Raw genomic sequence first — 21,882 nt, forward strand, 5'->3', positions numbered from 1 at the left:
GTGGCGTGTCAGGGCCGAAGGTGGCCCGTCGTGGATGGAGATGAACGATGTCCTGGTCTTTCCTACGTCGACGCCTCATTGCGCCGCTGGCCCTGCTACTCGTCGCCGGTCTTGCCGCCGCATGCGGATCCGGCGGCGGCGAGGCCGGAGGCAACGGGGTGAGCGGCCCCTGGAGCTCTGTCGTCGACGCGGCCAAGAAGGAACACGAGCTGGTCGTGTATGGATTCACCTCGCCGTCCGTGCAGGCCGCTATCACCGCGTTCGAGGCCAAGTACGGCATCAAGGTGCAGCTGGTCTCCGGCCGGCCCACGGATCTCATCGCGCGCATTCAGTCCGAACAACGCGCCCAGAAGTTCCTCGGCGACGTGTATCTTCCGAACCAGTGTTCCGTGGCCGGCGAGGCGAAGCTGGGTATGTATGCCCCGCAGCGGGAACTGCCGAACTTCAGCCGGCTGAAGCCGGAATATGCGAAGGCGCTGAAGGCGAGCCCGTGGGGAGCGCCATTCCAGCTGAACTACCTGGCGTTGCTGACCAACAAGGGGCTCGTGCCCGAGGGCGCGTTCTCAAGCTGGCAGGGGCTTACCGACCCGAAATGGAAAGGCAAGCTTCTCTCGGACTCGATGTCCATCCCCGGGGTCGGCTCCCTGTGGTTCCAGCAGACTTACGAAGTGCTGGGCGCGGACTTCCACAAGAAGGTCGCCGCGCAGGAACCCGTTGTCGGCCGGCAGACCGCCGCCAACGAGCGTTCGGTGGCTTCCGGCGAATTCGCCGCCTACTTCCCGTTCCTCTACTCCCACTCGGACGACGTCAAAGGGCTCCCCGTCCGCGTGGTGGTGCCCGATGAAGGTCTGCCGTTCGATCTGGGCTGGGCGGTGACGCTCCGCAATGCGCCACACATCAATGCGGCCCAGGTCTTCATCAACGAACTGCTCAGCCAGGAATTCCAGGACACCTTGGTCAAGATGCCTTACGGCTCGGTGACGGGCCCCGGAGTGGACCCGGTCAAAGGAATCGGACCGCGCAATTGCGATGCCGTCGAGAAGGCGGCGTCCGACGCTGTCTCGATCTACGGAAAAAAGTAGTGACACGAAATAGCGAGAAGGGGAGCTGTCGAATGACTCAAACGACCGATCCGCGCGCGACACTGAGCAGTAGCGGGTCCACCAAGGGGCTGGACGAGCCGATCGCGGAACTCGAGACGTTCGAGTTCGAAAACCTGCCGCCGCAGGAGGTCACGGCGGCAGGCAGCAAGACCTGGTTCGTCCGCGGTCAGAACCTGATCGTCGGGTTCTCTCGCGTTACGGCAGGCGATACCCTGGCCCGGCCCGAGACCCAGTCCGGCGAGTATTTCGTCCTGCTCGCACAGGATTCGTTGACGGTCACCGTAACGGCGGGCGGTCAACGCGAGGATGTGGCCGGCCGCGCCGCGATAATCGTACCGCCAGGGGCGAGTTCCGTTACCGCGCGAAGCGACATGGAAGTCATTCGCCTCTTCGACATCCAAGAGAAGGATCTCGCCGAAAAGTGCAGCAACGCGGCCTCCTACGCGGAGCCCCACCCTCGAGTGGCGCCACTGGAGCCATGGCCGGAGCCGAAGGGCGGATACAAGCTGCGTGTCTATCGCTGCGACGACTATCCCCGGGTGGAGGGAAGGCTCGGCAGGATCTTCCGTACCCGGACGATCATGGTCAACTTCGGTGACCCGCGGGAGGTTCCGAGGAACCCGAACGCGATGTCACCACATCACCACGACGACTTCGAGCAGTGCTCGCTGACGGTTCTCGGGGACTACGTGCATCACGTGCGCACGCCGTGGACCAAGCGGCTGGGCGACTGGAAGGAGGACCAGCACGAGCTGGTCCACAGCCCGTCCGCGGCGATCATCCCGCCCCCCACGGTGCACACGAGTCAATGCATCAGTGCGGGCCGCAATCATCTGATCGACGTCTTCAGCCCGCCCCGCGTCGACTTCTCGAGCAAACCCGGCTGGGTCCTGAACGCCGACGAATACCCTTCGCCCGACACGATCGGCCAGTGACGTGGACGCGTTGTCGCACCTGCTCGAAGGTGTCGTGGACCTCCACTGCCACTCCGGACCGTCGCCGATGCCGCGTCACTTGACCCATGTCGAAGCGGCTCGGATGGCTGCCGAGGCAGGGATGCGGGCCGTTGTCGTCAAGTGTCACTATCACGACACGGCGTTCGACGTGCACGCGATGGAACCCGCGCTCGCTCGTATCAAGACGAGCGTTTTCGGTGGGGTCGCGCTCAACAGTCCCGTCGGGGGAGTGAATCCGCACGCTGCCGACCTGAGCCTGAAGATGGGCGGCCGGATCATCTGGTTTCCGACTATTTCGTCGGCCGCTCACCTCGATCACGCGTCGTCCAACGAGGGGCTTCGTCGCCATTTTCAGTCGCGCGGGGTACTCGCCAGCAATGAAGTGGACATTCTCGGGTCCGACGGCGAGCTGTTACCCGAGGTGCACACGATCATCGACCTCGTCAAGGAGAGCGGCGCGGCGCTTTCGACCGGTCATCTGGCGCCCGATCGAGCGCTGGTGCTGGTTGAGGCCGCGGCGGCCGCGGGCCTGGACCGCCTCATTGTCAGCCACCCCAATTTCGTGCCCAAGGCCGATCCGCAGCAGGTCGTGGAGCTGACGAAGCTGGGAGCGACGATCGAGCACGAGATCGGGATGTATGACAACGACCGGCGGTTTCCGCTCGGTGACCTCCTGAAGTGGATCGATCTCGTCGGCCCGGACCACACGTCCCTCGCTTCCGATCTCGGCCAGGCCGGAAACCCTTTGCCGGTGGACGCCTATCGCCGCGTGCTGCCTCGGCTTCTCGACAGCGGCATACGGGAACGAGACCTGCGCACCATGACGGCAGTCAACCCCGCCAGGCTGATCAGCCTGGACGATTGACCCTATCGGAAAGGCGTGAGCAGGTGACATCGCTTCGTGAATTCGGTCCCGGGCGGCCGGCGGTGGGAACATTCGTGAAAATCCCGGCACCGGAGGTTTCGGAAATCGTCGCGGGCGCGGGGTTCGACTTCGTCGTCATCGACACCGAACATGCCCTTCTTTCGGTCCGCGACGTGTACACCATGATCGTCAACTACTCCTCGTTCGGCGTGCTGCCGCTGGTGCGGGTCACCGATCACGGATACGGCGACGCACAGCGGTATCTCGACGCGGGTGCGGCGGGAATCTTCGTCCCGCACGTGTCGAACGGCTCGGTGGCCGAGGACGTGATGAGCCCTCTCCTGTTCCCGCCGAAGGGGTCGCGAGGTATGGGATTCTCGTCGAGGGCCGGCAAATGGGGGTCGCTCGATGGAGGCCGCGCGGAGTACCTCCGTTATGGCGACGAGGACGCCGTGCGCGTGGCCATGGTCGAGGAGCGGGAGTCGATAGACAAGATCGCGGACATTCTCGCCGCTCCGGGTGTGGACGCGATCTTCGTCGGGGCCGGAGACCTGGCGGTCAGTATGGGCGTCCCCGGTGGCGACAGCCAGGTCAAGAATGCCGTCGACCATGCCATCAACGAGGCAGTGAAGGCGGGCGTACCCGTCGGCGCCGGAACACGGGGCGCGGAAGACGCCAGGAAGCGCAGGGAACAGGGATGCAGTTTCATCATCGCCGGCAATGACGCGGGAATGCTCGTGAAAGCGTCGAAAGCCACCGCGTCGAGTATGCGTGAAGGTGTGTCGAGATAGGCTGAAAAGGAGAACCGGCCATGGCCGAAGTCCGGATCGAAGGAATAGCGCGCGACTATGGCGGGACCGGAAATCCGGCTGTTCGCGACCTCACTCTCGACATCGCCGACGGTTGTGTCGTGACGTTGCTGGGTCCCAGTGGGTGTGGGAAGACGACGACCCTGCGCATGATCGCCGGGTTGGAACGACCGGACGCGGGAACCATCCGGGTCGGAGACAAGGTAGTCGCTTCTGCCGAGAAAGGGACCTTCGTGCCACCAGAGCGGCGTGACATCGGCATGGTGTTCCAGAGCTATGCGTTGTGGCCCCACCTCACGGTGCTCGAGAACGTTTCGTATCCACTCAGGATGCGTCGCGTGGCGAAAAGCGAGATGCGGCAGCGGTCGATGAAGGTACTCGAGCAGGTCGGCCTTCAGGACAAGGCTGATTCCTACCCCTCACGGCTCAGCGGCGGGCAGCAGCAGCGCGCCGCCATCGCGCGGTCGCTGGTGTTCGATCCGCAGTTGCTCCTGATGGACGAACCATTCTCGAACCTGGACGCCCGGCTACGGGAACGCATGGGTGAGGACCTTCGCGAACTGCACGCGAAAGTCGGCGTGACGACGGTGTACGTCACCCACGACCAGGCGGAGGCGATGGTCCTCTCCGATGAAGTTGTCGTGATGCACGAGGGACGGATACTGGACCAGGGGTCGCCTCAGAAGATTTCTCTCCAGCCGGCGACCGCGACCGTGGCCTCGTTCCTCGGATACAACACCGAACTGCGAGGGGTTGTCGATGAGGTCGTCTCCCAGTCCGAGGATACGCAGGTGGTGCGGGCGTCGGGCGTCGACTGGAGTGGCTGCTGCCTGAGTGCGCCCGACCTGGTGAAGGGAGACCAAATCACTTTGGCCATCCGCACGAGGGTGCTGACGATGACCGACAAACCTGACGAAAGCGGGATGTCCTGCGGCTGGCTCGGCGTCGTGAAGGCGCGCCGCAGCGTGGGCGACAGGGATCGGGTGACGATCGCGTGCGCGGACACGACCTTCGTCCTCGAAGTCGACACAACGTGTACCGAGTGTCGCGTCGGCACCAAGGTCAATGTCCGTGCCGCTGCCGACAAGGTCTGGGCCGTGCGAAGCGGGAGTGACCTCGATGGCAACCACTAGCTTGACCGCAGGCACCGGACGTGGGGAGGCGCTGCCCGCCCGGAGGCGACGATCGCTGCCTGTGGGTCAGGCCCTGCTGTGCGTCGTCCTGCTGGCGCTCGGCGCCTATCCCCTCGTGTGGATCGGGTACAAGTCCTTCGACGCCGCTGACGGATCCGGGCTGAACCTGGACGGATACCGGAACATCCTGCAGACCTCGGCAGACGTGCTCGTGAACACGTTCGTGCTCGCGGTCGGTCATACGGTGATCGGGGGAGCGATCGCCGTCGTCCTCGCCTGGTCGGTCGTGCGGACGGATCTGCCGTTCAAGCGAACCCTCGAACTGCTCATCGTGTTGCCGTTCTTCCTTCCCGGGCTGGTGACCGCTGTCGCGTGGCTCATCCTCGGTGCCCGGAAGTCCGGGCTGATCAACGCCCTGTGGCGCGAGCTGACCGGAACGCAGGGATCGATCGTCAATATCACCTCGATTCCCGGAATCATGTGGGTGATGGTGCAGGCGGCGGTGCCGTTCGTCTTCCTCTTGACCGCCGCGGCGATGAGAAGGATGGACGCCACCATGGAAGAGGCCAGCAGGATGAGTGGCGCCTCGCGGTGGATGACGTTCCGTCGCGTGACGCTTCCACTGCTCGCGCCCGTCCTCACCAGCGCGATGATCCTGTCCCTGATCCGTGGCTTCGAGAACTTCGACACGCCGCTCGTTCTCGGCACGCCGGCGAACATTCAGGTGGCCACGACGGCGATGTACGACTCGATCTTCTCCAACATCCTCCCCGACTATCAGACCGCGAGCGCGTTCGGGGTGGTGCTGGTTCTCGCGATGATCCCGTTGATCCTGTGGCAGTTCCGGGTGCTGGGGCGAGCCTCCTTCGTAACCGTGAGCGGTAAGGGATATCAGCCCCGGATCGTACGCCTGCGCCGGCTGAGGTGGGTCGCGTTCGCCGGTGTGGCGATTTATGCGGCGATCACGACTATCCTGCCGATAGGTTGTATTGCGTACGGGACGGTAAGCCCGTTCCTGGGCTTCTTGAACAGCGCGCTGACCCTCGACCACTATCGAAGCGTGTTCGGTGACAGCGGGTTCGTGAGCGCTCTGCTGCAGTCGATATATCTGGGAATACTCTCGGCCACGCTGGTGATGGTCCTGACGTTCGTGGTCGCTTACGCGATCATGCACAGCCGGTCGCGTTTGCGGAAAGTGACGGAGTTCCTGGCCTGGCTGCCCTGGCTGATGCCCGGGATCGTGCTGGGTCTGGGATTCCTGTGGGTCTTCTCCAGCCTGCCCCCGATCATCGCTCCTAACGGGACGATCTGGGCGCTTGTCGTCGCCTACGTAGCTTTGGGTGTCCCACTGGGAAGCAGGATCGTGCACAGCAGTCTCCTCCAGATCGGGAGCGACCTCGAAGAGAGCGCCCGGGTTCATGGTGCCTCCGCCATTCGAACCGTCCGGACGATTCTCCTGCCGCTGATCTGGCCCTCGTTCGCGACCGGCTGGATATTGATGTTCGTGACCGCGCTGAGAGAACTCAGTGCGTCTGTCCTGCTCTACCCCCCGTCCCAGCCCGTGCTGTCGGTTTACATGATCAATCTGCTCACGAACGGGAGTCTCGAGCAGGTGTCGGTCGTCGCCATGGTGATGCTTGCGCTGGTCGCGGTACTGCTCTTCGCACGGACCCGAGTCGCGCGGAGCGCCGACATTCCGGCGTCTTGGTAAAGGGCGAGGAGAGTTCTGTGGCGGATGTGCACTACACGGTTTCCGGCGGCACTGCCAGGATTACGATCTGCCGCCCGGAGCGCGCGAACGCGCTGTCGAACGACGTCCTGGTGGGTTTGGTGGAGCACCTCGAACGAGCGGCCGGGGACAACGCGGTCCGCGTCGTGGCGATCACCGGCGAGGGGGCGGTTTTCTGTGCCGGCCGTGATCTCAAGGAGGAGAGCGGTGGCTCCGGGAATGGCGCGTTCAGCCCACTGCCGATGCGAGGCGTCCACCGCAATGTGCTCGAGGTGCTTCTCGAGGTTCCGAAGCCGACGCTCGCGATCGTGAATGGCCCCGCGGTGGCCGGTGGCTGCGAGTTGGCGCTGGCCTGCGACCTCCGTGTCGTCAGCGACCAAGCGTTCTTCCAGTTGCCGGAGGCAAAACGTGGCCTCGCCGCCAATTTCGCGAGCGTCGTGCTGGCCGGAATGGTGCCGCGTGGCGTGGCGGCCGAGTGGCTGTTCACCGGACGCCGGATTCCGGCGGCGGAGGCGTGGAAATGGGGACTGGTGAACAGGGTGGCCGGTCCGGACGAGGTGGCGCGGGCCGCGGAGTCACTGGTCGCGGAGATCGTGGACAACGCGCCGCTTTCGCTCCAGCGTATGAAGGAAATGATGGTCAAGAGCGTGGGACTGCCTGTCCCGGCGGCTCTGAGGATAGGCAGTCTGGGGTCGAACCCCTATTCATCCCTCGATCGCGCTGAAGGAGCGCGCGCGTACTTCGAGAAGCGCGCTCCTCAATGGGAAGGTCGGTGACATCGTGCCCGAAGGTACGCTGGCTCGAGCGGTGCTCCAACCGCGATCGGTCGCGTTGGTGGGCGTCAGCGCGGACGTCGGTAAGGTGTCGAGCCTCGCCGTGCGGAATCTGCGCAAAGCCGGTTACCGCGGTGAGATCCATCTGGTGCACCCCCGAGGAGGCACCATCGGTGGTGTCGCCGCCTACGAGAGCATCGCGCAGCTACCGCGCGATATCGACCTCGCGATGTCGGCCGTCGGCGCGGACAGAGCCGTCGAGGTAGTGCGGGGTTTGGGCGAACGCGGCGTCAAGGCCGTTGTCGTCGTCTCCAGCGGCTACTCGGAGGCGGGCGTGACCGGCGAGGTTTTGGAACGTCAGCTACTGGAAGCGGCACGAGAGCACGGCACCCGTCTCATCGGCCCGAACTGCAACGGCCTGTATTCGGGTCCGTCCGGTTTGTCGCTGGGGATCAATCGCTCGCACGGTGAGGCGCATCGGCCGGGCGGAATCTCGATCGTCTCACAGAGCGGTGCGCTCATCGGGACCGTCACCGACCTTTGCGCCCGCGGCGGCGGGGGCTTGCGTGCTTTCGTCTCGACCGGCAACGAGGTCGATCTGACACTGACCGATCTGCTGGAATTCCTTGTCCCCGACGAGGAAACGAGTGTCATCGCGCTGATCCTCGACAGGGTCGGAGACGGGCAGCGCTTTCGGGAGCTCTGCCGGCGGGCGCGCGCGGCGGGCAAGCACGTCCTCGCCTTCAAGTTCGGGAACTCGGCGCCCGGCCGGGAGGCGTCCCGTTCGCATTCGGCGCGCCTGGCGGGCGACAGCAGCGTCTACGACGTGTTGTTCGAGCAGGCAGGCGTGCGTCGGTGCGCCACCCTGGCCGAACTGGCGGCCACGGCCGCGTTGCTGGACGCGCGGGGCGCTCCCAGATCTTCCGGCGTCCTCGTGGCCAGCATGTCGGGTGCGGGCGGCGCGCTCATGGTGGACGCCCTCGACGAGCGTGGCGTCCCGTTGGCCGAAATCGAGCCGGCGGTCGTCAAGTCGCTGGAGAAGTCGCTGCGATTCGTGCGGCCGGGTAATCCGGTGGACGTCGGCGCGGGCGGGTCGGCGAATTCACGTCGCAATTTCGAAATCCTGCGGCCGATCGCCCGAGGGCGTGTTTCGGTCATGTTGTATACCCCACCGCCCACGAAGGAGTACGCCGCGCTCTATGCGGAGGCGGTGGCCGATTTCGCCACGCACGGTGAACGGGACGGCAGCTGCGTGATCGCCGTCGTGATGGACCACAGTGATCCGGAAGTGATCGCCACCTGGTCGGCAGCGGGTATCGCGGTCGTCCACTCGCCGATCGACGCGGCCGCCGTCGCCGCGAATCTCCTGGACGCCGGGGGAGTGCGGGCCGGCCCCCAAGAGCGGGCCGCCGAATGGCACGACGATTCGGTCATGGACGAGATCGAGACGACCGAACTGCTCGCTGATTCCAAGATCTCGTTTGCTCCGTACGAACTTGTCAGCGAGGTAAGTCACGCCCGCGCTGCGGCCGACAGGATTGGCTACCCGGTCGTGGTGAAGGGAATTCTGCCGGGGCTGGCGCACAAGGCCCGGCATGGGCTGGTCGCCTTGAATCTCGAATCACCGGACGCGGTCGAGGAGGAGACCGCGCGGATGATGCGGTCGATGCGAGAAATGGTCCCCGGAAACGGTGATAGCTGCCGGGTATCGGTAGCGCGGCAGGTCCGGGACGGCGTCGATCTTTTGGTCTCGATACGACGGGACCAGGAATTCGGCTGGGTGGCGGTCGTCGGAGTCGGCGGAACCTTCGTGGAACGTATCGCGTCCGTGCGGATCCTGCTTCCGCCGGTCGGTGACGAGCAGGTCCGAGAGGCCCTCGTGGTGACGGGCGCGGCGGCACAACTCGATTCGATCGGTATGACGGTGGGGGAGGCGGTTGACGTGGTCGGTGCTGTGATCGAGCAACTGGCCGAAGTGCTGCACGGGGCTGGACGGCACCTGGAGACGATCGAACTCAACCCGTTACGCCTTGGACCGGCGGGGAGCGGGGCCGTCGCCCTGGATGCGCTCGGTATCGTCGGCCCGAATCTCGGAAAGTGAACCAGACTTGAGCCTAGGTAAAGACGAAGACGGCATGTTCGACCCTCAAGTCGGCGATGGCGTGACGGGCGAGCCCAAAGCGGCCGAGCGAGATTCGGAGTTCGTTCAGTCGCTCGCGAGAGGCCTCGCGGTCATCCGCGCGTTCGGCCAGGAAACCCCGGAGTTGACGCTGAGCGAGGTGGCCCGTTCGGTCGAATTGACTCGTGCCGCCACCCGGCGGTTTCTCCGCACGCTCATGGAACTGGGTTACGTGCATTATGACGGGCATCTTTTCCGGCTGAAGCCGAAAGTGCTCGAGCTGGGTTATTCCTACCTGTCGAGCATCGGTCTTCCCCAAATCGCGCACCCCCATCTGGCCGCCCTGATGGAAAAGGTCCGCGAGACGGTTTCGATGACTGTGCTCGACGAACGCAACATCGTCTATGTCAGCCGCGTCCCGGCACGCCGGTTCATGAGGACCGCAATGGAGGTCGGAACGCGGGTTCCCGCCTACGCGACATCGTCGGGCCGGGTCCTGATGGCGGAGCAGCCAGACGAATGGATCGACGAGTATTTGAAGGAAGTCGACCTGCAGCCGCTTTCGCCGCGGACCACCACCGATCCGGACCGGCTGCGTGACATCTTCGCCGATGTCGTCGAGAACGGCTATTGCATTGTGGACCAAGAGCTCGAACTCGGAATAAGGTCCATCGCGGTGCCCGTGCACAATGCGGAGGGGGCTGTCCTGGCTGCCGTGAGCGTTTCCGGTCACGCCAGTCGCGTCACCCACGCGGAGCTCCGCGAAGACTTCCTCCCAGCGATGCTCCAGGCCGTCAGTGCCATCGAGGCCGACCTGCTGGGTTCGCACCTCTCCGCTCCGCGACCTCCCCGCAGGCCGAAGAAGAGCGCAGGCGGTTCCTAGCCGCGATCTGACCGCGAAAACCCGTCTCCGACGCGCGGACGCGACATCGTCGAGGCTCGGCATCGGTGTTTGGGCGATCGAGGCGGTACTCGCCGATACGGGCACTGTGGGGGGCTTCCTGGGACGAGACGATCACTCCGAGTCACGATTTCGCGAGCACCACGTACGAGTTCGTTCTAGTGACGCTCGTGGTGGTTTTCACCTGGGCGGCGGTCTGTGACGAACGCGCTCGCCTTGCCGAAGCGGACGGAGGAGGGTCCTCCGGCGAGCCGGGTGAGGCCTGGGGCGCCGGGGCCGGTGGTGCCGCCGGGCAAGGTCGGCATCCGGTGTAAAGTGTCAGCGGAGTGGGCGCACAGTCACCCGAACCGCCAGGCAGTTCGGGTTCCGGTCGCCCGCTTGTCGTGAGTGCGCTGCGTGATGCGGGGTGCGCTCGTCGGACGGGATGTGGCGCAGCTTGGTAGCGCATCCGCTTTGGGAGCGGAGGGTCGCAGGTTCAAATCCTGTCATCCCGACACATGGGGCCGTGCCCTCGGGTGCGGCCTTCTTCGTCTCGGTCCGGAATTTACGCGGCGTTTTCCCGACGCGCTGCGCGGCAAAGTGCCGGACGACGATTTTTCGCGCATCGCCGCGGGCCAATCAGTCATCCGGCGGAACTCACGTTCCGGAGCCGGCAGGCGGACTGTGCTTTTCCGATACGGGAGAGCGGAGAACCGCCTGCCGGGTGGGGAGGACCTTTTGCCCCAGTGGTGACGACGTTGGGCCGTCGCCGTCCGGCCGGTGGCCGGCGGACCCTGGCTAGCGCCACCGCGGTCCACGACACTCCGCGACAAGGAGATTCGCCATGATGTACTGGTACGGCCATGGAATGGGCGGCTGGGGATTCGCGCTCATGACCGTCAGCCAGATCCTGTTCTGGGCACTGATCATCGCCGGAATCGTCGCTCTGGTCCGCTATGTCGGCCGGAGGAGCCAGCACACCGGCTCGTTCGGGGCCTCTCGGCAGACTCCGGAACAACTGCTGGCCGAGCGGTTCGCCCGGGGCGAGATCAGCGAGGAGGAATACCAGCGCGGGCTCGATCTGCTTCGCCGGCACCATTCCACCCCGGGATCCTGACGGTTCAGTCGGATTCGACCCGGGGCGGCACGACGAAATGCATCCGAGACGAGGAGTCCTCAGGTGTGCGGACTCGGCGGCGTCACCCGGAGATCCGACCTCGTCTGCGGCGGTTTCTCGGTGAGGGAGCTGAGGAGCCCGAGCTTCTCGGCCGCCGGGCTTGCCGGGCCGGCGTGGTAGATGACGAGCATCTGGCCCGAAGTACCGCTGATGGCGAGCTTCTCGCGCCGGAGACGCAACTCGCCGAGCTGCGGATGCTCCAGCCGCATCTCGGCGCCCTCCCGTGTGCGCACGTCGTGTCGTGCCCACAGGGTCCGGAAGCGAGGGCTGGCCAGTGACAACTCGCCGACGAGGTCGATGAAGCGCTGGTCGTCGGTATCGGTGCCGACGGACTGCCGGAAGCCGGCCACCAGTCGCTCGGTCGCGCTCTCCCAGTCTGGATAGAGATCCTTTTCGGCGGGGTCGAGGAAGACGTCTCTGAGCCGGTTGCCGCCAACGACCAGGCGCGGCGACAGCGCGGTGGCCGGTGGGTTGGCGGCAAGGACGTCGAAGTAGCGGCCCTCCACGAACGCAGGCAAGGGAAGCGTAGCCACCAGCATGGCGACGCCCGCAGGGACCGACTCTCGGCGTGGCGCACGCCGCCGGCGTCGTGGTCGTGGCTCAGCGAGGCTGAGGAGATAGGCCGTTGTGTCGTCGTCGAGTTGGAGGACACCGGCGAGCGACTCAAGGACCGAGAGGGAGGGGCTGGAGTCGCGGCCCTGTTCGAGGCGGAGGTAGTAGTCCACGCTGATGCCGGCGAGCCTCGCGACCTCCTCGCGGCGCAGCCCCGGCACCCGGCGCGTGCCCTGCCCAGGTAGGCCGGCCTGCTCAGGAGTGACCAGGTCGCGACGGGCGCGCAGGAACTCGCCGATTCGGTTCGCTTTCTCGGTCATGGGTTCTGTTCCTCGATCGAGTGGCCCGCGACGCCTCACCACGCGATGGGGCCGTGGACGGAACTGTAGGTGCCGGTGGGGCCGTCGGGTGCGACCTGGGCCATTCGGACGATGACCTCGGCGCCATCCTCGACGGTTTGGGTGCCGGTGCGGCCGTTGAGATCGGTGTTGGTGAATCCCGGCTCGACGGCGTTGATCCGGATCCGCGGGTACTGCTTGGCGTACTGGATTGTGATGACATTGACGACGGCCTTGGAGGCTGGGTAGCTGATGCCAGGGTAGAAGTGAGTATGGCCGGCAGGGTCGGCGAGCCCGGAGATCGACGCCAGCCCGCTGCTGAGGTTGACGACGACCGGTGCGCGCGACTCCTGCAGCAGCGGCAGGAAAGCACGCAGCACGCGCAGGGTGCCGAAGACGTTTGTCTCGAAGGTCTCCTTCATCAGCTCGGGCGTCTCTTCGGCAGCCGTCGGGATGGCGTTGCCGTCAAGCCGCGGCTCCACACCCGCATTGTTGATGAGTACGTCGAGCCCGCCATCGGCTGCGATGGCCGCGACCGCCGCGGCGACCGAGGCGTCGTCGTTGACATCGATTCGGACGAAGCGAGCGCCGAGCTCGTCGGCGGAGGCCCGGCCGCGCGCCTCGTCGCGTGCGCCGGCGTAGACGGTGTGCCCGGCCTTGATGAGCCGGCGGGCTGTCTCCTTGCCGAGGCCCTTGTTGGCCCCGGTGATCAGTGTTGTGGTCACGGCTCCAGCCTGACTCACGCGACATGCTCGCGGCAGTCACCTGTCCTTCCCTAGGACCAGAAGGGCCACCCTGCTGTGGCCCAGCGGTGTCAGTTCGTAGTCGACCCGAGGCGGGACAACCGGATGCACCGTTCGCCGGACCAGTCCGTCGCGTTCGAGGTGGCGGAGGGTCAGCGTCAGCATGCGCTGGCTGATCTCGTCGATCTCCCGGTGCAGCTCGCCGAACCGGCGTTCGCCCGTGCCGAGGAACTCGACGACCAGCAGGGACCACTTGTCGGCCAGGCGGTCGAGCAGGTCCCGGATTTCGCAGGAGGCGGTACTACACACATCCGTGTGTTTCGGGCAACCGGATGCCGCGGTGCGGCGGGCCACGACCTATGGCGATGGGTGGTTTCTCATGGCGCCGCCCGACCGCGTCGGTGCTGAGCGAGCACGGCTGGAGAAGGCGGCCACCGCCGTCGGGCGGACAACGCCGGAGATCACGATCAGTGCCATGGTGGCCATTCACGGCGACCCCTCGCTACCCGGCCACGAGGCGATCACGCGGGCGGTGTCCGATCCCGACGGGATGTTCGGCGTACCGGCTGATCTCGCCGAGAGCGCTGTGACCAGCGGTGGACCGGAGGTCATCGCCGAGCATTTGGCCTTCTTGGCCGACAGTGGTGTGCAGCGGGTCGTGGTGGTCTTCGCCGCCGGTGACTGGTTCCGTCAGACCGACCTGCTCGCCGACGCCGTCCGCGTCCTGGACGGCGGGCGGTCGTCTTCCTGACTCGAAACGGTCAGCGGGACTGCCTCGCGCGGGCTTCGGCGGACTGTGGTGTGAAGAAGTTGACCAGGTTGCCGTCGGGGTCCCGGAACAGCAGGGAGCGGTTTCCCCACGGCATCGTGGTCGGCTTCTGCACGATTTCGGGTGCGGCGGCCGAGTTCGTCAGCCGTTCGTAGTCGCGGTCGACATCCTCGACGAGGAATTCGAGGATCACTGTCCGGTTCGACCCGGGTACGGCCGCCCCGGGGCTGAACAGCGCCATCGTCTCGGCGCTGCCGATCGCGAGTGTGCACGCCGGGCCCACGAGTTCGGCGAACTGTTCGGCGAGCCATCGGGCGTTGATGCCGGTCGCCTGCTCGTAGAACTCGACGAGACGGGCGATGTCGCCGGTGATGATGCGGACGGAGACGAATTGCACGGTGGTTCCTTTCGCTCTGCGGCGGAGTGCCGAGGTTCACCGGAGACGCTACGAGCAATAGTGGACAGAAGCCGTCCGGTATCTCCGAGAATCTTGCCGGTCCCGGGCCGTCAGCGAACTTCGAGAGGGCGGAAGCGGCCGTCGGCCCACCAAGCGATCTCGACGAGGGCGATACCGGCTGCGGCGCAAGCGAAACCGGTCAGGGTGAACGATGAGTCGCCGGGATCGAGGGCGAACAAGGTCCGGGTGAACGGCACGACGAACATCAGCGCGGACAGCGTGACCATCGTCGCGACGAGCGCGACTTTCCACCAGGTGTAGGGCCGCGCGACGATGGCGACCACCCACAACGAGGTTGTGATCAACGTGATCAGCGCGGTCGTCGTCGCGCGGGTGAGGTCCGGCGCGGGGGCGGCCGAGCCCGGGTAGACCAGCAGGTAGGAAACGAAAGTGGCCACCGCGACCGCGACACCGGCCGGGACGGCCGAGCGCATGACGCGGGACACGAAACCGGTGCGGGCGCGTTCGTTGTTCGGTGCGAGTGACAGCACGAAGGCCGGGAGGCCGATGGTGAACCAGGAGATCATCGTGACGTGCCGGGGGAGGAACGGGTACGACAGCTTTTCGAATCCCACCAGGCCGGGCGCGACGAACATCAGCGCCAGGAGGACCGAGTAGACGGTCTTGGTGAGGAACAGTTTCGAAACCCGCTCGATGTTGCCGATCACCCGCCTGCCCTCGCCCACCACATAGGGCAGCGTGGCGAACTTGTTGTCCAGCAACACGATCTGCGCGACACCGCGGCTCGCCGGGCTGCCGGAGCCCATCGCCACGCCGATGTCGGCGTCTTTCAGCGCGAGGACGTCGTTGACGCCGTCGCCGGTCATCGCGACGGTGTGCCCGCTTGCCTGGAGCGCGCCGACCATCAGCCTTTTCTGGGCGGGTGAGACGCGGCCGAAGACCGTGTTCCGCTCGACTTCCTTCGCGAGCGCGCCGGAATCGGCGGGCAACGTGCGGGCGTCGACCGCGTGGTCTCCTCCGGACAGGCCCAGGGAACCGGCGACGGTGCCCACCGACACCGCGTTGTCACCGGAGATCACCTTGACCGCGACGTGTTGTCCGGCGAAGTAGTCCAGGGTTTCCTTCGCGTCCGGGCGGACTTTCTGTTCCAGAATCACCAAAGCGGCCGGAGCGACCACGCCGGGAGCGCCCGCCGCGCCGACCGTCCGGTCGCCGCGGCCGAGCAGCAGGACCCGCAAGCCGCGTGCGCCGATCCGCTCGGCCTCGGCACGGTGCTCGTCACCGTCGGGCAGCAGCACGTCGGGGGCGCCGAGAACCCAGGTTCCGTGTGGCGGGAAGTCCGCCCCGCTCCATTTCCTGGCCGACGAGAACGGCGCGACCGATGCGGATCGCCAGTCCGGGGCCGCCGGGTAGGCATCGGCGATCGCCTGGAGGCTGGCGTTCGGGCGCGGATCGGCGGCGGCCAGCGCGGCGAGGGCGTCGGCGACCTCCGTGGTGCCGTCCAACGGATGGACCTCCGCCACGCGCATGCCGGTTTCGGTCAGCGTCCCGGTCTTGTCGGCGCACACCACGTCGACTCGTGCGAGGCCCTCGATCGCGGGGAGCTCCTGCACCAGGCATTGCCGCCGGCCGAGCCGGATCACGCCGACCGCGAAGGCGATCGCGACCATCAGCACCAGGCCTTCGGGTACCATCGGCACGAGCGCGCCGACCATCCCGGTCAGTGCCTGGCTCAGCGGCTGCTGCCCGGAGAGCTGGTTCCACACGGTCAGCGCGCCCGCGGGAACGAGCAGCCACGTGATGAACTTGAGGATCTTGTTGACCCCGGCGTTCAGTTCGGACCTGACCAGGGTGAACTTGCTCGCCTCCTCGGCCAGTTTGGCCGCATACGCGGCACGGCCCACCTTGGTGGCCCGGTAGGCGCCGGTGCCGGCGACCACGAAACTTCCGGACAGCACCTCGTCGCCGGGACTTTTCACGACCAGGTCGGACTCGCCGGTGAGCAGCGACTCGTCGACCTCGATCCCGGCCGCGTCGAGGACCACACCGTCCACGATGACCTGGTCGCCGGGACCCAGCTCGATCACGTCGTCGAGCACGACCTCCTCGGAGCCGATCTCCGTGGCGCGGCCGTCGCGGCGCACCATCGGCCGGGCGCGGCCGACGATCGCCAGCCGGTCCAGTGTCCGCTTGGCCCGCAGTTCCTGGACCATGCCGATCACGCTGTTGGCGATGATGAAGAGGCCGAACGCGCCGTCCACCGGGGAGCCGGTGGCCAGGATGATCGCCAGCAGTACCGCGAAGATCGCGTTGACCCTGGTGAGCACGTTGGCGCGGACGATCTGCCCGACCGTGCGGCTCGCCCGTGCCGGCACGTCGTTGGTCTCTCCTGCGGAGACCCTGCGTGCCACTTCGGCGGCGGTCAGGCCGCTCTCGGCCGCTCGCCGGTCGGTGGTCATGACGCCCGTCGTCCGGAGTCGCAAGCCCGCGGCCATTCCATGCGTCCGATCGTATGCGGACTCCGCACCGGGTCGCGCAAACGCTTTCGTTCGAGAGCAAGGGCTGTTTACTCGGCCGGAGGCGGCAGCGGCGCGCACCGACCACGAGAATCACCCGCCGAAGGCCGCTGCACGCGGCCGGACGCGCTTTTCGGCCGGCTGCCGATTCAACGCTGCTATTCGTAGTAAACAGCCCTTGCTCCACAAACGAGCCGACCTTCGGGCCTTCCGGAGGGGGAGTGTCAGAGGTCACACTGGCGAGCGCAAGCGACCCAGGAGGTTCCCTTGGCACGCCTCGACGCCTGTTCCTACTGTGGGCTCCCGGTGCGGTTGGCCGGCGACCGCCGCCATCCCGGCCGTGGTGTGGTGGACCAGCTCGTGTTCGCGGCGCCGCGCGCTGACGGTCTGCCCAATCTCGGCGTTCTGCACCGGTTCTGCAACCAGGTGTCGCGGACCGGGCGGCCGGGCTGCGGCCGGATCCTGCGGCGCGCGTGGCTCGGCTGGGCGACCGAGCAGTTCGAGGCACGCGGGTGGGAAAGGCGCTACGGCTTCAGGCATTACGACCGGCTCGGCCTGCACCCGGGCCGGGTGGCCTCGCCGCGGCTCTACCGCAAGTACTGGCGGATTCGCAAGATGCGCTGCGCTTCCCGAGCCTGCGACTACTACTCGGCGTAGCCGACTTTCCCCGCAAGCTACTAGGCGGTAGCGTGATCTCCGTCCGCGACGGGATGACGATGTGCGACGGAGGACTCGTGGTGGTTCGGTTGATCCTCGGTCTGGCGCTCACCGCGGTGGGAGTCGCCTTCGCCGCCGCCCGGGTGCGGTGGCTCTACCGCTTGATCCGCACCGGTCAGCCCGCTCACGGGCGCACCGAGCATGTCGGCGAGCGCATCCGGACGCATCTGGTGGAGGTCTTCGGTCAGCGAAGGCTGCTCAAGTGGACAGTGCCCGGCCTCGCGCACTTCTTCACCTTCTGGGGCTTCGTCATTCTCGCCTCGGTGTACCTGGAGGCCTACGGCGCGCTGTTCAATCCCGACTTCCACATCCCGCTCATCGGCCGGTGGCCGGTGCTCGGTTTCCTGCAGGACTTCATCGCGGTCGCGGTGTTCCTGTCGCTGATCGCGTTCACGATCATCCGGATCCGCCAGGCGCCGGAACGCAAGGAGCGGGCGTCCCGGTTCTACGGCTCGCACCTCGGCGGTGCCTGGCTGATCCTGTTCATGATCTTCAACGTCGTCTGGACGATGTTCCTGTTCCGGGGCGCGTCCGCGGCGGCGGGCACGTTCCCCTACGACTCCGGCGCCTACGTCTCGCTCGGGGTGGGTGACGCGCTGCGGCCGCTCGGCACCGGGTTCAACGATGTGCTCGAAACGGTCGGCCTGATGCTGCACCTCGGCGTCATGCTGTCGTTCCTGGTCATCGTGCTGCACTCCAAGCACCTGCACATCTTCCTGGCGCCGGTCAACGTCACGGTCAAGCGCATGCCCGACGGACTCGGCCCGGTGCTGCCGATGGAATCCGGCGGGAAGCCGATCGACTTCGAGGATCCCGGTGAGGACGACGTCTTCGGGCGCGGCAAGATCGAGGACTTCACCTGGAAGGGCATGCTCGACTTCGCCACCTGCACCGAGTGCGGGCGGTGCCAGAGCCAGTGCCCGGCGTGGAACACCGGGAAGCCGCTCTCGCCGAAGATGGTGATCATGGATCTGCGTGACCACCTGTTCGAGACGGCGCCTTACCTCATCGGAGGCAAACAGGACCGGCCCGAGGTGCCGCTCGTAGGCCCCGAGAGCGACGGTGGCGTCATCGACCCGGACGTGCTGTGGTCGTGCACCACCTGCGGCGCGTGCGTCGAGCAGTGCCCCGTGGACATCGAGCACGTCGACCACATCATCGACATGCGCCGTCATCAGGTGCTGATCGAGTCTGCGTTCCCGACCGAACTGGGCACGTTGTTCCGCAATCTGGAGAACAAGGGCAACCCCTGGGGCCAGAACAATTCGGAGCGTCTCGACTGGGCCAAGGACCTCGATTTCGAGGTTCCGGTCGTGGAGGGCGAACTCGGGGAAGACGTCGAATACCTGTTCTGGGTCGGTTGTGCCGGCGCGTTCGATGACAACGCACGCAAGACCGTGCGCGCCACGGCGGAGCTGCTGCACCTTGCCGGAGTGGACTACGCGGTGCTGGGCAACGGCGAAACCTGCACGGGCGACCCGGCCCGCCGGTCGGGCAACGAGTTCCTGTTCCAGATGCTGGCCCAGGAAACCAAGGAGAACCTCAACGCGCTGTTCGAGGGGCGTGAGCCCGCGCGTCGCAAGATCGTCACGACCTGCCCTCACTGCCTGAACACGTTGGGCCGCGAATATCCGCAGCTCGAAGGGCATTACGAGGTCGTGCACCACACCCAGCTCCTGAACAGGCTGGTGCGCGAGAGCAAGCTGACGCCGGTGGCACCGGAGAGCGGAACGCCGGTCACCTACCACGATCCCTGCTACCTGGGCCGCCACAACAAGGTCTACACGCCGCCGCGCGAGCTGGTCGGCGCCACCGGAGCCACGCTGTCCGAAATGCCGCGGCACGCCGACCGCGCCCTGTGCTGCGGCGCGGGCGGGGCGCGCATGTGGATGGAGGAGAAGATCGGCAAGCGGATCAACCTGGAACGGGTGGACGAGGCGATCGCGACCGAGGCGGGCACGATCGTGACCGGCTGCCCGTTCTGCAAGGTCATGATCAGCGACGGGCTGGTCCAGCGGCAGAGCGAGAGCACCGGTGAGGGCATGGACGTCCGCGACGTCGCCCAGTTGTTGCTCGAATCGGTCCATCGGGGGACCAAGTCTCCGGAACCGACCTCTTCGTGAACCCGGTGCGGTCGGCGGAGGGCCGGAAAATGGGTGGTTACTGGTTACGCCGGATCGAGCAGCTCGACCCGGTCGCCGACCATCACGAGATCTATCGCATCTCGATCGGTTTCGAATTCCCCTGGGACTACAACAGGGCACTGGAGTTCGCCCTGTTCCGGACCTACTGCGTGCCGAGTATCTCGCGGCTGCTGGACGCGACCGGGAATTCGAGAAGCGGCCGCAGAAACGTTACGACGACACGTCGCTGTTGATGGTCGCTGTTGATGGCGGAAATGGCCGAGCACGGCTACAACTCCCCGCGGGGCCGTGCCGCGCTCAGCGCGGTCAACCGCCAGCACGGTCATTACGCCATCAGTAACGACGACATGCGCTACGTGCTGTCCACCTTCGTATACGACCCGATCGACTGGATCGACGAGTTCGGCTGGCGTCCGTTGCACGACCACGAGCGGCAGGCCGCTTTTCATTACTTCCGCGAAGTCGGCAAACGCATGGCGATTCGCGAAATTCCGGAGGACTACGAGGAGTTCCGCGCTTTCAAGACGAAGTACGAGCGGGAGAACTTCCGTTTCTCGCCGACGAACCAGCGGGTCGGCACCTACACCCTGAACCTGTTCTGTTCGTGGTACCCCAAGCCGTTGCGGCCCGCTGCGGGCATGGCGGTACGCGGCCTGCTCGACCAGCCGATGCTGACCGCGTTCGGTTTCGAGCCTGCCCCAGCGTGGGTTGTCAGGCTGGTGCGCACGGGACTGCGCATCCGTGCCGCGGTGGTTCGTCTGCTTCCGCGCCGCCGCCACTCCAAGCTGATGAATCCCGTCACCCGTAGCTATCCCGGATACCCGGACGGGTACGAGCCCGGTCAGCTCGGCGCTTACGGACCTCCGGCGGAGATCGATCCGGAACTGCTCCGCCGATCCCGCGACTGATCACCGACGGCATCCGCACACCGCGCCGGGACTCATGAGCGTGAGTTCCGCGCCTACGCCTCCCAGTCGGTGAGCACGGCTTCGGTGTCGGCACCGGGAACCGGTGGGGGTGCGGGAGTCGCGGTGGGAGTGCGGGAAAAGCGGGGAGCGGGTGCTGCCTGGGGCACCCCGTCGATCGTGACGATCGTGTCCCGCGCGGCCAGGTGGGGGTGGGTCGCGACCTCCGAGAAGGAGAGCACGGGCGTGACGCACGCGTCCGTGCCGGCGAAGATCTCCGCCCACTCGTCCCGGGTCTTGGTGACGAACACCGCGGTGAACCGGGCGCGCAGTTTCGGCCAGCCCGACTGGTCGAGTTGCGCGGGCAGATCCTCACCGTCCAGCCCCAGACCGCTCAGCAAAGCCGCGTAGAACTGGGGTTCCAGCGCGCCGACGGCGACCCAGCGGCCGTCCGCGCAGGTGTAGGTGTCGTAGAAGGGCGCGCCCGTGTCGAGGAGATTGGCCCCGCGTTCGTCGGTCCACGCCCCGGCGCCGCGCAGCGCCCACATCATCTGCAGCAGCACGCTGGTGCCGTCGACCATCGCGGCGTCGACGACCTGGCCCCGGCCGGAGCGCTGCCGCTCCCACAGCGCCGCGAGGACGCCGGCGACCAGGAACATCGACCCGCCACCGAAATCGCCGACGAGGTTGAGCGGGGCCGTGGGCCGTTCACCGGCCCGGCCGAACGCGTGCAGCGCGCCGGTGAGCGAGATGTAGTTGATGTCGTGTCCGGCGCGCTGGGCCAAGGGGCCGTCCTGGCCCCAGCCGGTCATCCGGCCGTAGACCAGTCCGGGATTGACCTCGTGGCACTGTTCCGGACCGACGCCGAGCCGCTCCGCCACGCCGGGCCGCAGGCCTTCGAGGAGCACATCGGCCTTCGCGACCAGCCTGAGCACGATTTCGCGGCCCTCGTCGGTCTTGAGGTTCGCGGCCACCGACCGCCGTCCGCGCACCAGGTGATCGGGCTTGCCGCCGGCGACCTGGAGACCGCCCGACGGGCGTTCGACCCGGACCACGTCCGCGCCGAGGTCGGCGAGCATCATCGCCGCGTGGGGGCCGGGGCCGATGCCCGCGAGCTCCACCACCCGCAACCCGCTGAGTGGACCGGACAAGATCGCCTCCTCGTTGTGGACGCCTCGCCCCAACCTAACTTGTCCCTGCGTGGGGGCCAGGTTCAGCCTGGCTGAACGTTTTCAC

21 protein-coding genes and 1 tRNA gene are annotated in these 21,882 nt (G+C 66.5%); 16 read left to right on the forward strand and 6 right to left on the reverse strand.

Features of this window, described 5'->3' with window-relative positions; translation table 11 throughout:
- The first annotated feature begins 47 nt into the window (after nucleotides 1-47).
- The 11 genes from ACFSXZ_RS34270 to ACFSXZ_RS34320 all read left to right on the forward strand — a co-directional run bounded on the left by ACFSXZ_RS34270 (nucleotide 48) and on the right by ACFSXZ_RS34320 (nucleotide 11,484).
- Complete coding sequence (locus ACFSXZ_RS34270; protein WP_378269953.1) at nucleotides 48-1,082, forward strand: ABC transporter substrate-binding protein; 1,035 nt, start codon at nucleotides 48-50, stop codon at nucleotides 1,080-1,082.
- Nucleotides 1,083-1,114: 32 nt separating this feature from the next.
- Complete coding sequence (locus ACFSXZ_RS34275) at nucleotides 1,115-2,038, forward strand: hypothetical protein (RefSeq protein WP_378269955.1); 924 nt, start codon at nucleotides 1,115-1,117, stop codon at nucleotides 2,036-2,038.
- A gap of 34 nt (nucleotides 2,039-2,072) precedes the next feature.
- On the forward strand, nucleotides 2,073-2,924 hold the full coding sequence (locus ACFSXZ_RS34280) for a DUF6282 family protein (protein WP_378270097.1): 852 nt from the start codon (nucleotides 2,073-2,075) through the stop codon (nucleotides 2,922-2,924).
- Between the two features lie 74 nt (nucleotides 2,925-2,998).
- Nucleotides 2,999-3,715, forward strand: coding sequence for an HpcH/HpaI aldolase family protein (locus ACFSXZ_RS34285; RefSeq protein ID WP_378269957.1), 717 nt, complete (start codon nucleotides 2,999-3,001; stop codon nucleotides 3,713-3,715).
- Between the two features lie 20 nt (nucleotides 3,716-3,735).
- Nucleotides 3,736-4,866, forward strand: coding sequence for an ABC transporter ATP-binding protein (locus ACFSXZ_RS34290; RefSeq protein WP_378269958.1), 1,131 nt, complete (start codon nucleotides 3,736-3,738; stop codon nucleotides 4,864-4,866).
- On the forward strand, nucleotides 4,853-6,577 hold the full coding sequence (locus ACFSXZ_RS34295) for an ABC transporter permease (RefSeq protein WP_378269959.1): 1,725 nt from the start codon (nucleotides 4,853-4,855) through the stop codon (nucleotides 6,575-6,577). The genes ACFSXZ_RS34290 and ACFSXZ_RS34295 overlap by 14 nt, the downstream gene beginning before the upstream one ends.
- A gap of 17 nt (nucleotides 6,578-6,594) precedes the next feature.
- Nucleotides 6,595-7,371, forward strand: a complete 777-nt coding sequence (locus tag ACFSXZ_RS34300; RefSeq protein WP_378269960.1) for an enoyl-CoA hydratase/isomerase family protein — start codon at nucleotides 6,595-6,597, stop codon at nucleotides 7,369-7,371.
- Nucleotides 7,372-7,375: 4 nt separating this feature from the next.
- Complete coding sequence (locus tag ACFSXZ_RS34305; protein WP_378269962.1) at nucleotides 7,376-9,469, forward strand: acetate--CoA ligase family protein; 2,094 nt, start codon at nucleotides 7,376-7,378, stop codon at nucleotides 9,467-9,469.
- A complete protein-coding gene (locus ACFSXZ_RS34310) occupies nucleotides 9,432-10,370 on the forward strand; it encodes an IclR family transcriptional regulator domain-containing protein (protein ID WP_378269964.1) in 939 nt (312 codons plus the stop codon). The genes ACFSXZ_RS34305 and ACFSXZ_RS34310 overlap by 38 nt, the downstream gene beginning before the upstream one ends.
- A 438-nt stretch (nucleotides 10,371-10,808) precedes the next feature.
- Nucleotides 10,809-10,882: transfer RNA gene (locus ACFSXZ_RS34315), tRNA-Pro, on the forward strand.
- 329 nt (nucleotides 10,883-11,211) lie between these two features.
- Nucleotides 11,212-11,484 carry an SHOCT domain-containing protein gene (locus ACFSXZ_RS34320; protein ID WP_378269965.1) on the forward strand — a complete coding sequence of 91 codons (273 nt, stop codon included), beginning with the start codon at nucleotides 11,212-11,214 and terminating at the stop codon, nucleotides 11,482-11,484.
- A 59-nt stretch (nucleotides 11,485-11,543) separates the two neighbouring features.
- On the opposite strand, the gene ACFSXZ_RS34325 is transcribed toward ACFSXZ_RS34320, so the two are convergent.
- The 3 genes from ACFSXZ_RS34325 to ACFSXZ_RS34335 are packed head-to-tail and all read right to left on the reverse strand — an operon-like array spanning nucleotide 11,544 to nucleotide 13,486.
- Nucleotides 11,544-12,416 (reverse strand): helix-turn-helix domain-containing protein, encoded by an 873-nt coding sequence (locus ACFSXZ_RS34325; RefSeq protein WP_378269967.1) that lies wholly within the window; start codon nucleotides 12,414-12,416, stop codon nucleotides 11,544-11,546.
- Nucleotides 12,417-12,451: 35 nt separating this feature from the next.
- Complete coding sequence (locus ACFSXZ_RS34330) at nucleotides 12,452-13,159, reverse strand: SDR family NAD(P)-dependent oxidoreductase (protein WP_378269968.1); 708 nt, start codon at nucleotides 13,157-13,159, stop codon at nucleotides 12,452-12,454.
- A 36-nt stretch (nucleotides 13,160-13,195) separates the two neighbouring features.
- Nucleotides 13,196-13,486: a winged helix-turn-helix transcriptional regulator gene (locus ACFSXZ_RS34335; protein WP_378269970.1), complete on the reverse strand. Its 291-nt coding sequence runs from the start codon at nucleotides 13,484-13,486 to the stop codon at nucleotides 13,196-13,198.
- A gap of 70 nt (nucleotides 13,487-13,556) precedes the next feature.
- On the opposite strand from ACFSXZ_RS34335, the gene ACFSXZ_RS34340 reads away from it, so the two are divergent.
- On the forward strand, nucleotides 13,557-13,928 hold the full coding sequence (locus tag ACFSXZ_RS34340; RefSeq protein WP_378269971.1) for a hypothetical protein: 372 nt from the start codon (nucleotides 13,557-13,559) through the stop codon (nucleotides 13,926-13,928).
- A 10-nt stretch (nucleotides 13,929-13,938) separates the two neighbouring features.
- Here the strand turns inward: ACFSXZ_RS34340 and ACFSXZ_RS34345 are convergent, their stop codons facing one another.
- Entirely contained in the window at nucleotides 13,939-14,343 is a 405-nt protein-coding gene (locus ACFSXZ_RS34345) for a VOC family protein (protein ID WP_378269973.1), read from the reverse strand.
- A 110-nt stretch (nucleotides 14,344-14,453) separates the two neighbouring features.
- Nucleotides 14,454-16,823, reverse strand: a complete 2,370-nt coding sequence (locus ACFSXZ_RS34350; protein ID WP_378269974.1) for an HAD-IC family P-type ATPase — start codon at nucleotides 16,821-16,823, stop codon at nucleotides 14,454-14,456.
- 324 nt (nucleotides 16,824-17,147) lie between these two features.
- Here ACFSXZ_RS34350 and ACFSXZ_RS34355 point away from each other — a divergent pair, with 324 nt between their 5' ends.
- From ACFSXZ_RS34355 to ACFSXZ_RS34370, 4 genes are all read left to right on the forward strand, one after another.
- Nucleotides 17,148-17,537: a hypothetical protein gene (locus tag ACFSXZ_RS34355; protein ID WP_378269976.1), complete on the forward strand. Its 390-nt coding sequence runs from the start codon at nucleotides 17,148-17,150 to the stop codon at nucleotides 17,535-17,537.
- Nucleotides 17,538-17,614: 77 nt separating this feature from the next.
- Nucleotides 17,615-19,720 (forward strand): (Fe-S)-binding protein, encoded by a 2,106-nt coding sequence (locus tag ACFSXZ_RS34360; protein ID WP_378269978.1) that lies wholly within the window; start codon nucleotides 17,615-17,617, stop codon nucleotides 19,718-19,720.
- Nucleotides 19,717-19,974, forward strand: coding sequence for a hypothetical protein (locus ACFSXZ_RS34365; RefSeq protein ID WP_378269979.1), 258 nt, complete (start codon nucleotides 19,717-19,719; stop codon nucleotides 19,972-19,974). Before ACFSXZ_RS34360 ends, ACFSXZ_RS34365 begins: the two co-directional genes overlap by 4 nt.
- Nucleotides 19,975-19,986: 12 nt before the next feature.
- Nucleotides 19,987-20,649 carry an oxygenase MpaB family protein gene (locus ACFSXZ_RS34370; protein WP_378269980.1) on the forward strand — a complete coding sequence of 221 codons (663 nt, stop codon included), beginning with the start codon at nucleotides 19,987-19,989 and terminating at the stop codon, nucleotides 20,647-20,649.
- A gap of 53 nt (nucleotides 20,650-20,702) precedes the next feature.
- On the opposite strand, the gene ACFSXZ_RS34375 is transcribed toward ACFSXZ_RS34370, so the two are convergent.
- Nucleotides 20,703-21,797: a CaiB/BaiF CoA transferase family protein gene (locus ACFSXZ_RS34375; protein WP_378269981.1), complete on the reverse strand. Its 1,095-nt coding sequence runs from the start codon at nucleotides 21,795-21,797 to the stop codon at nucleotides 20,703-20,705.
- Nucleotides 21,798-21,882 lie beyond the last annotated feature (85 nt).

Origin of the sequence: Amycolatopsis pigmentata (assembly GCF_042684065.1) — a bacterium.
Taxonomy (GTDB): Bacteria; Actinomycetota; Actinomycetes; order Mycobacteriales; family Pseudonocardiaceae; genus Amycolatopsis_E; species Amycolatopsis_E pigmentata.

Bases quoted from the DNA above. Each gene is read 5' to 3' on its own strand.
- ACFSXZ_RS34270 (WP_378269953.1), top strand. From the start codon at position 48: ATGTCCTGGTCTTTCCTACGTCGACGCCTCATTGCGCCGCTGGCCCTG.
- ACFSXZ_RS34275 (WP_378269955.1), top strand. From the start codon at position 1,115: ATGACTCAAACGACCGATCCGCGCGCGACACTGAGCAGTAGCGGGTCC.
- ACFSXZ_RS34290 (WP_378269958.1), top strand. From the start codon at position 3,736: ATGGCCGAAGTCCGGATCGAAGGAATAGCGCGCGACTATGGCGGGACC.
- ACFSXZ_RS34295 (WP_378269959.1), top strand. From the start codon at position 4,853: ATGGCAACCACTAGCTTGACCGCAGGCACCGGACGTGGGGAGGCGCTG.
- ACFSXZ_RS34310 (WP_378269964.1), top strand. From the start codon at position 9,432: ATGCGCTCGGTATCGTCGGCCCGAATCTCGGAAAGTGAACCAGACTTG.
- ACFSXZ_RS34320 (WP_378269965.1), top strand. From the start codon at position 11,212: ATGATGTACTGGTACGGCCATGGAATGGGCGGCTGGGGATTCGCGCTC.
- ACFSXZ_RS34325 (WP_378269967.1), bottom strand. From the start codon at position 12,416: ATGACCGAGAAAGCGAACCGAATCGGCGAGTTCCTGCGCGCCCGTCGC.
- ACFSXZ_RS34340 (WP_378269971.1), top strand. From the start codon at position 13,557: ATGGCGCCGCCCGACCGCGTCGGTGCTGAGCGAGCACGGCTGGAGAAG.
- ACFSXZ_RS34350 (WP_378269974.1), bottom strand. From the start codon at position 16,823: ATGACCACCGACCGGCGAGCGGCCGAGAGCGGCCTGACCGCCGCCGAA.
- ACFSXZ_RS34370 (WP_378269980.1), top strand. From the start codon at position 19,987: ATGGCGGAAATGGCCGAGCACGGCTACAACTCCCCGCGGGGCCGTGCC.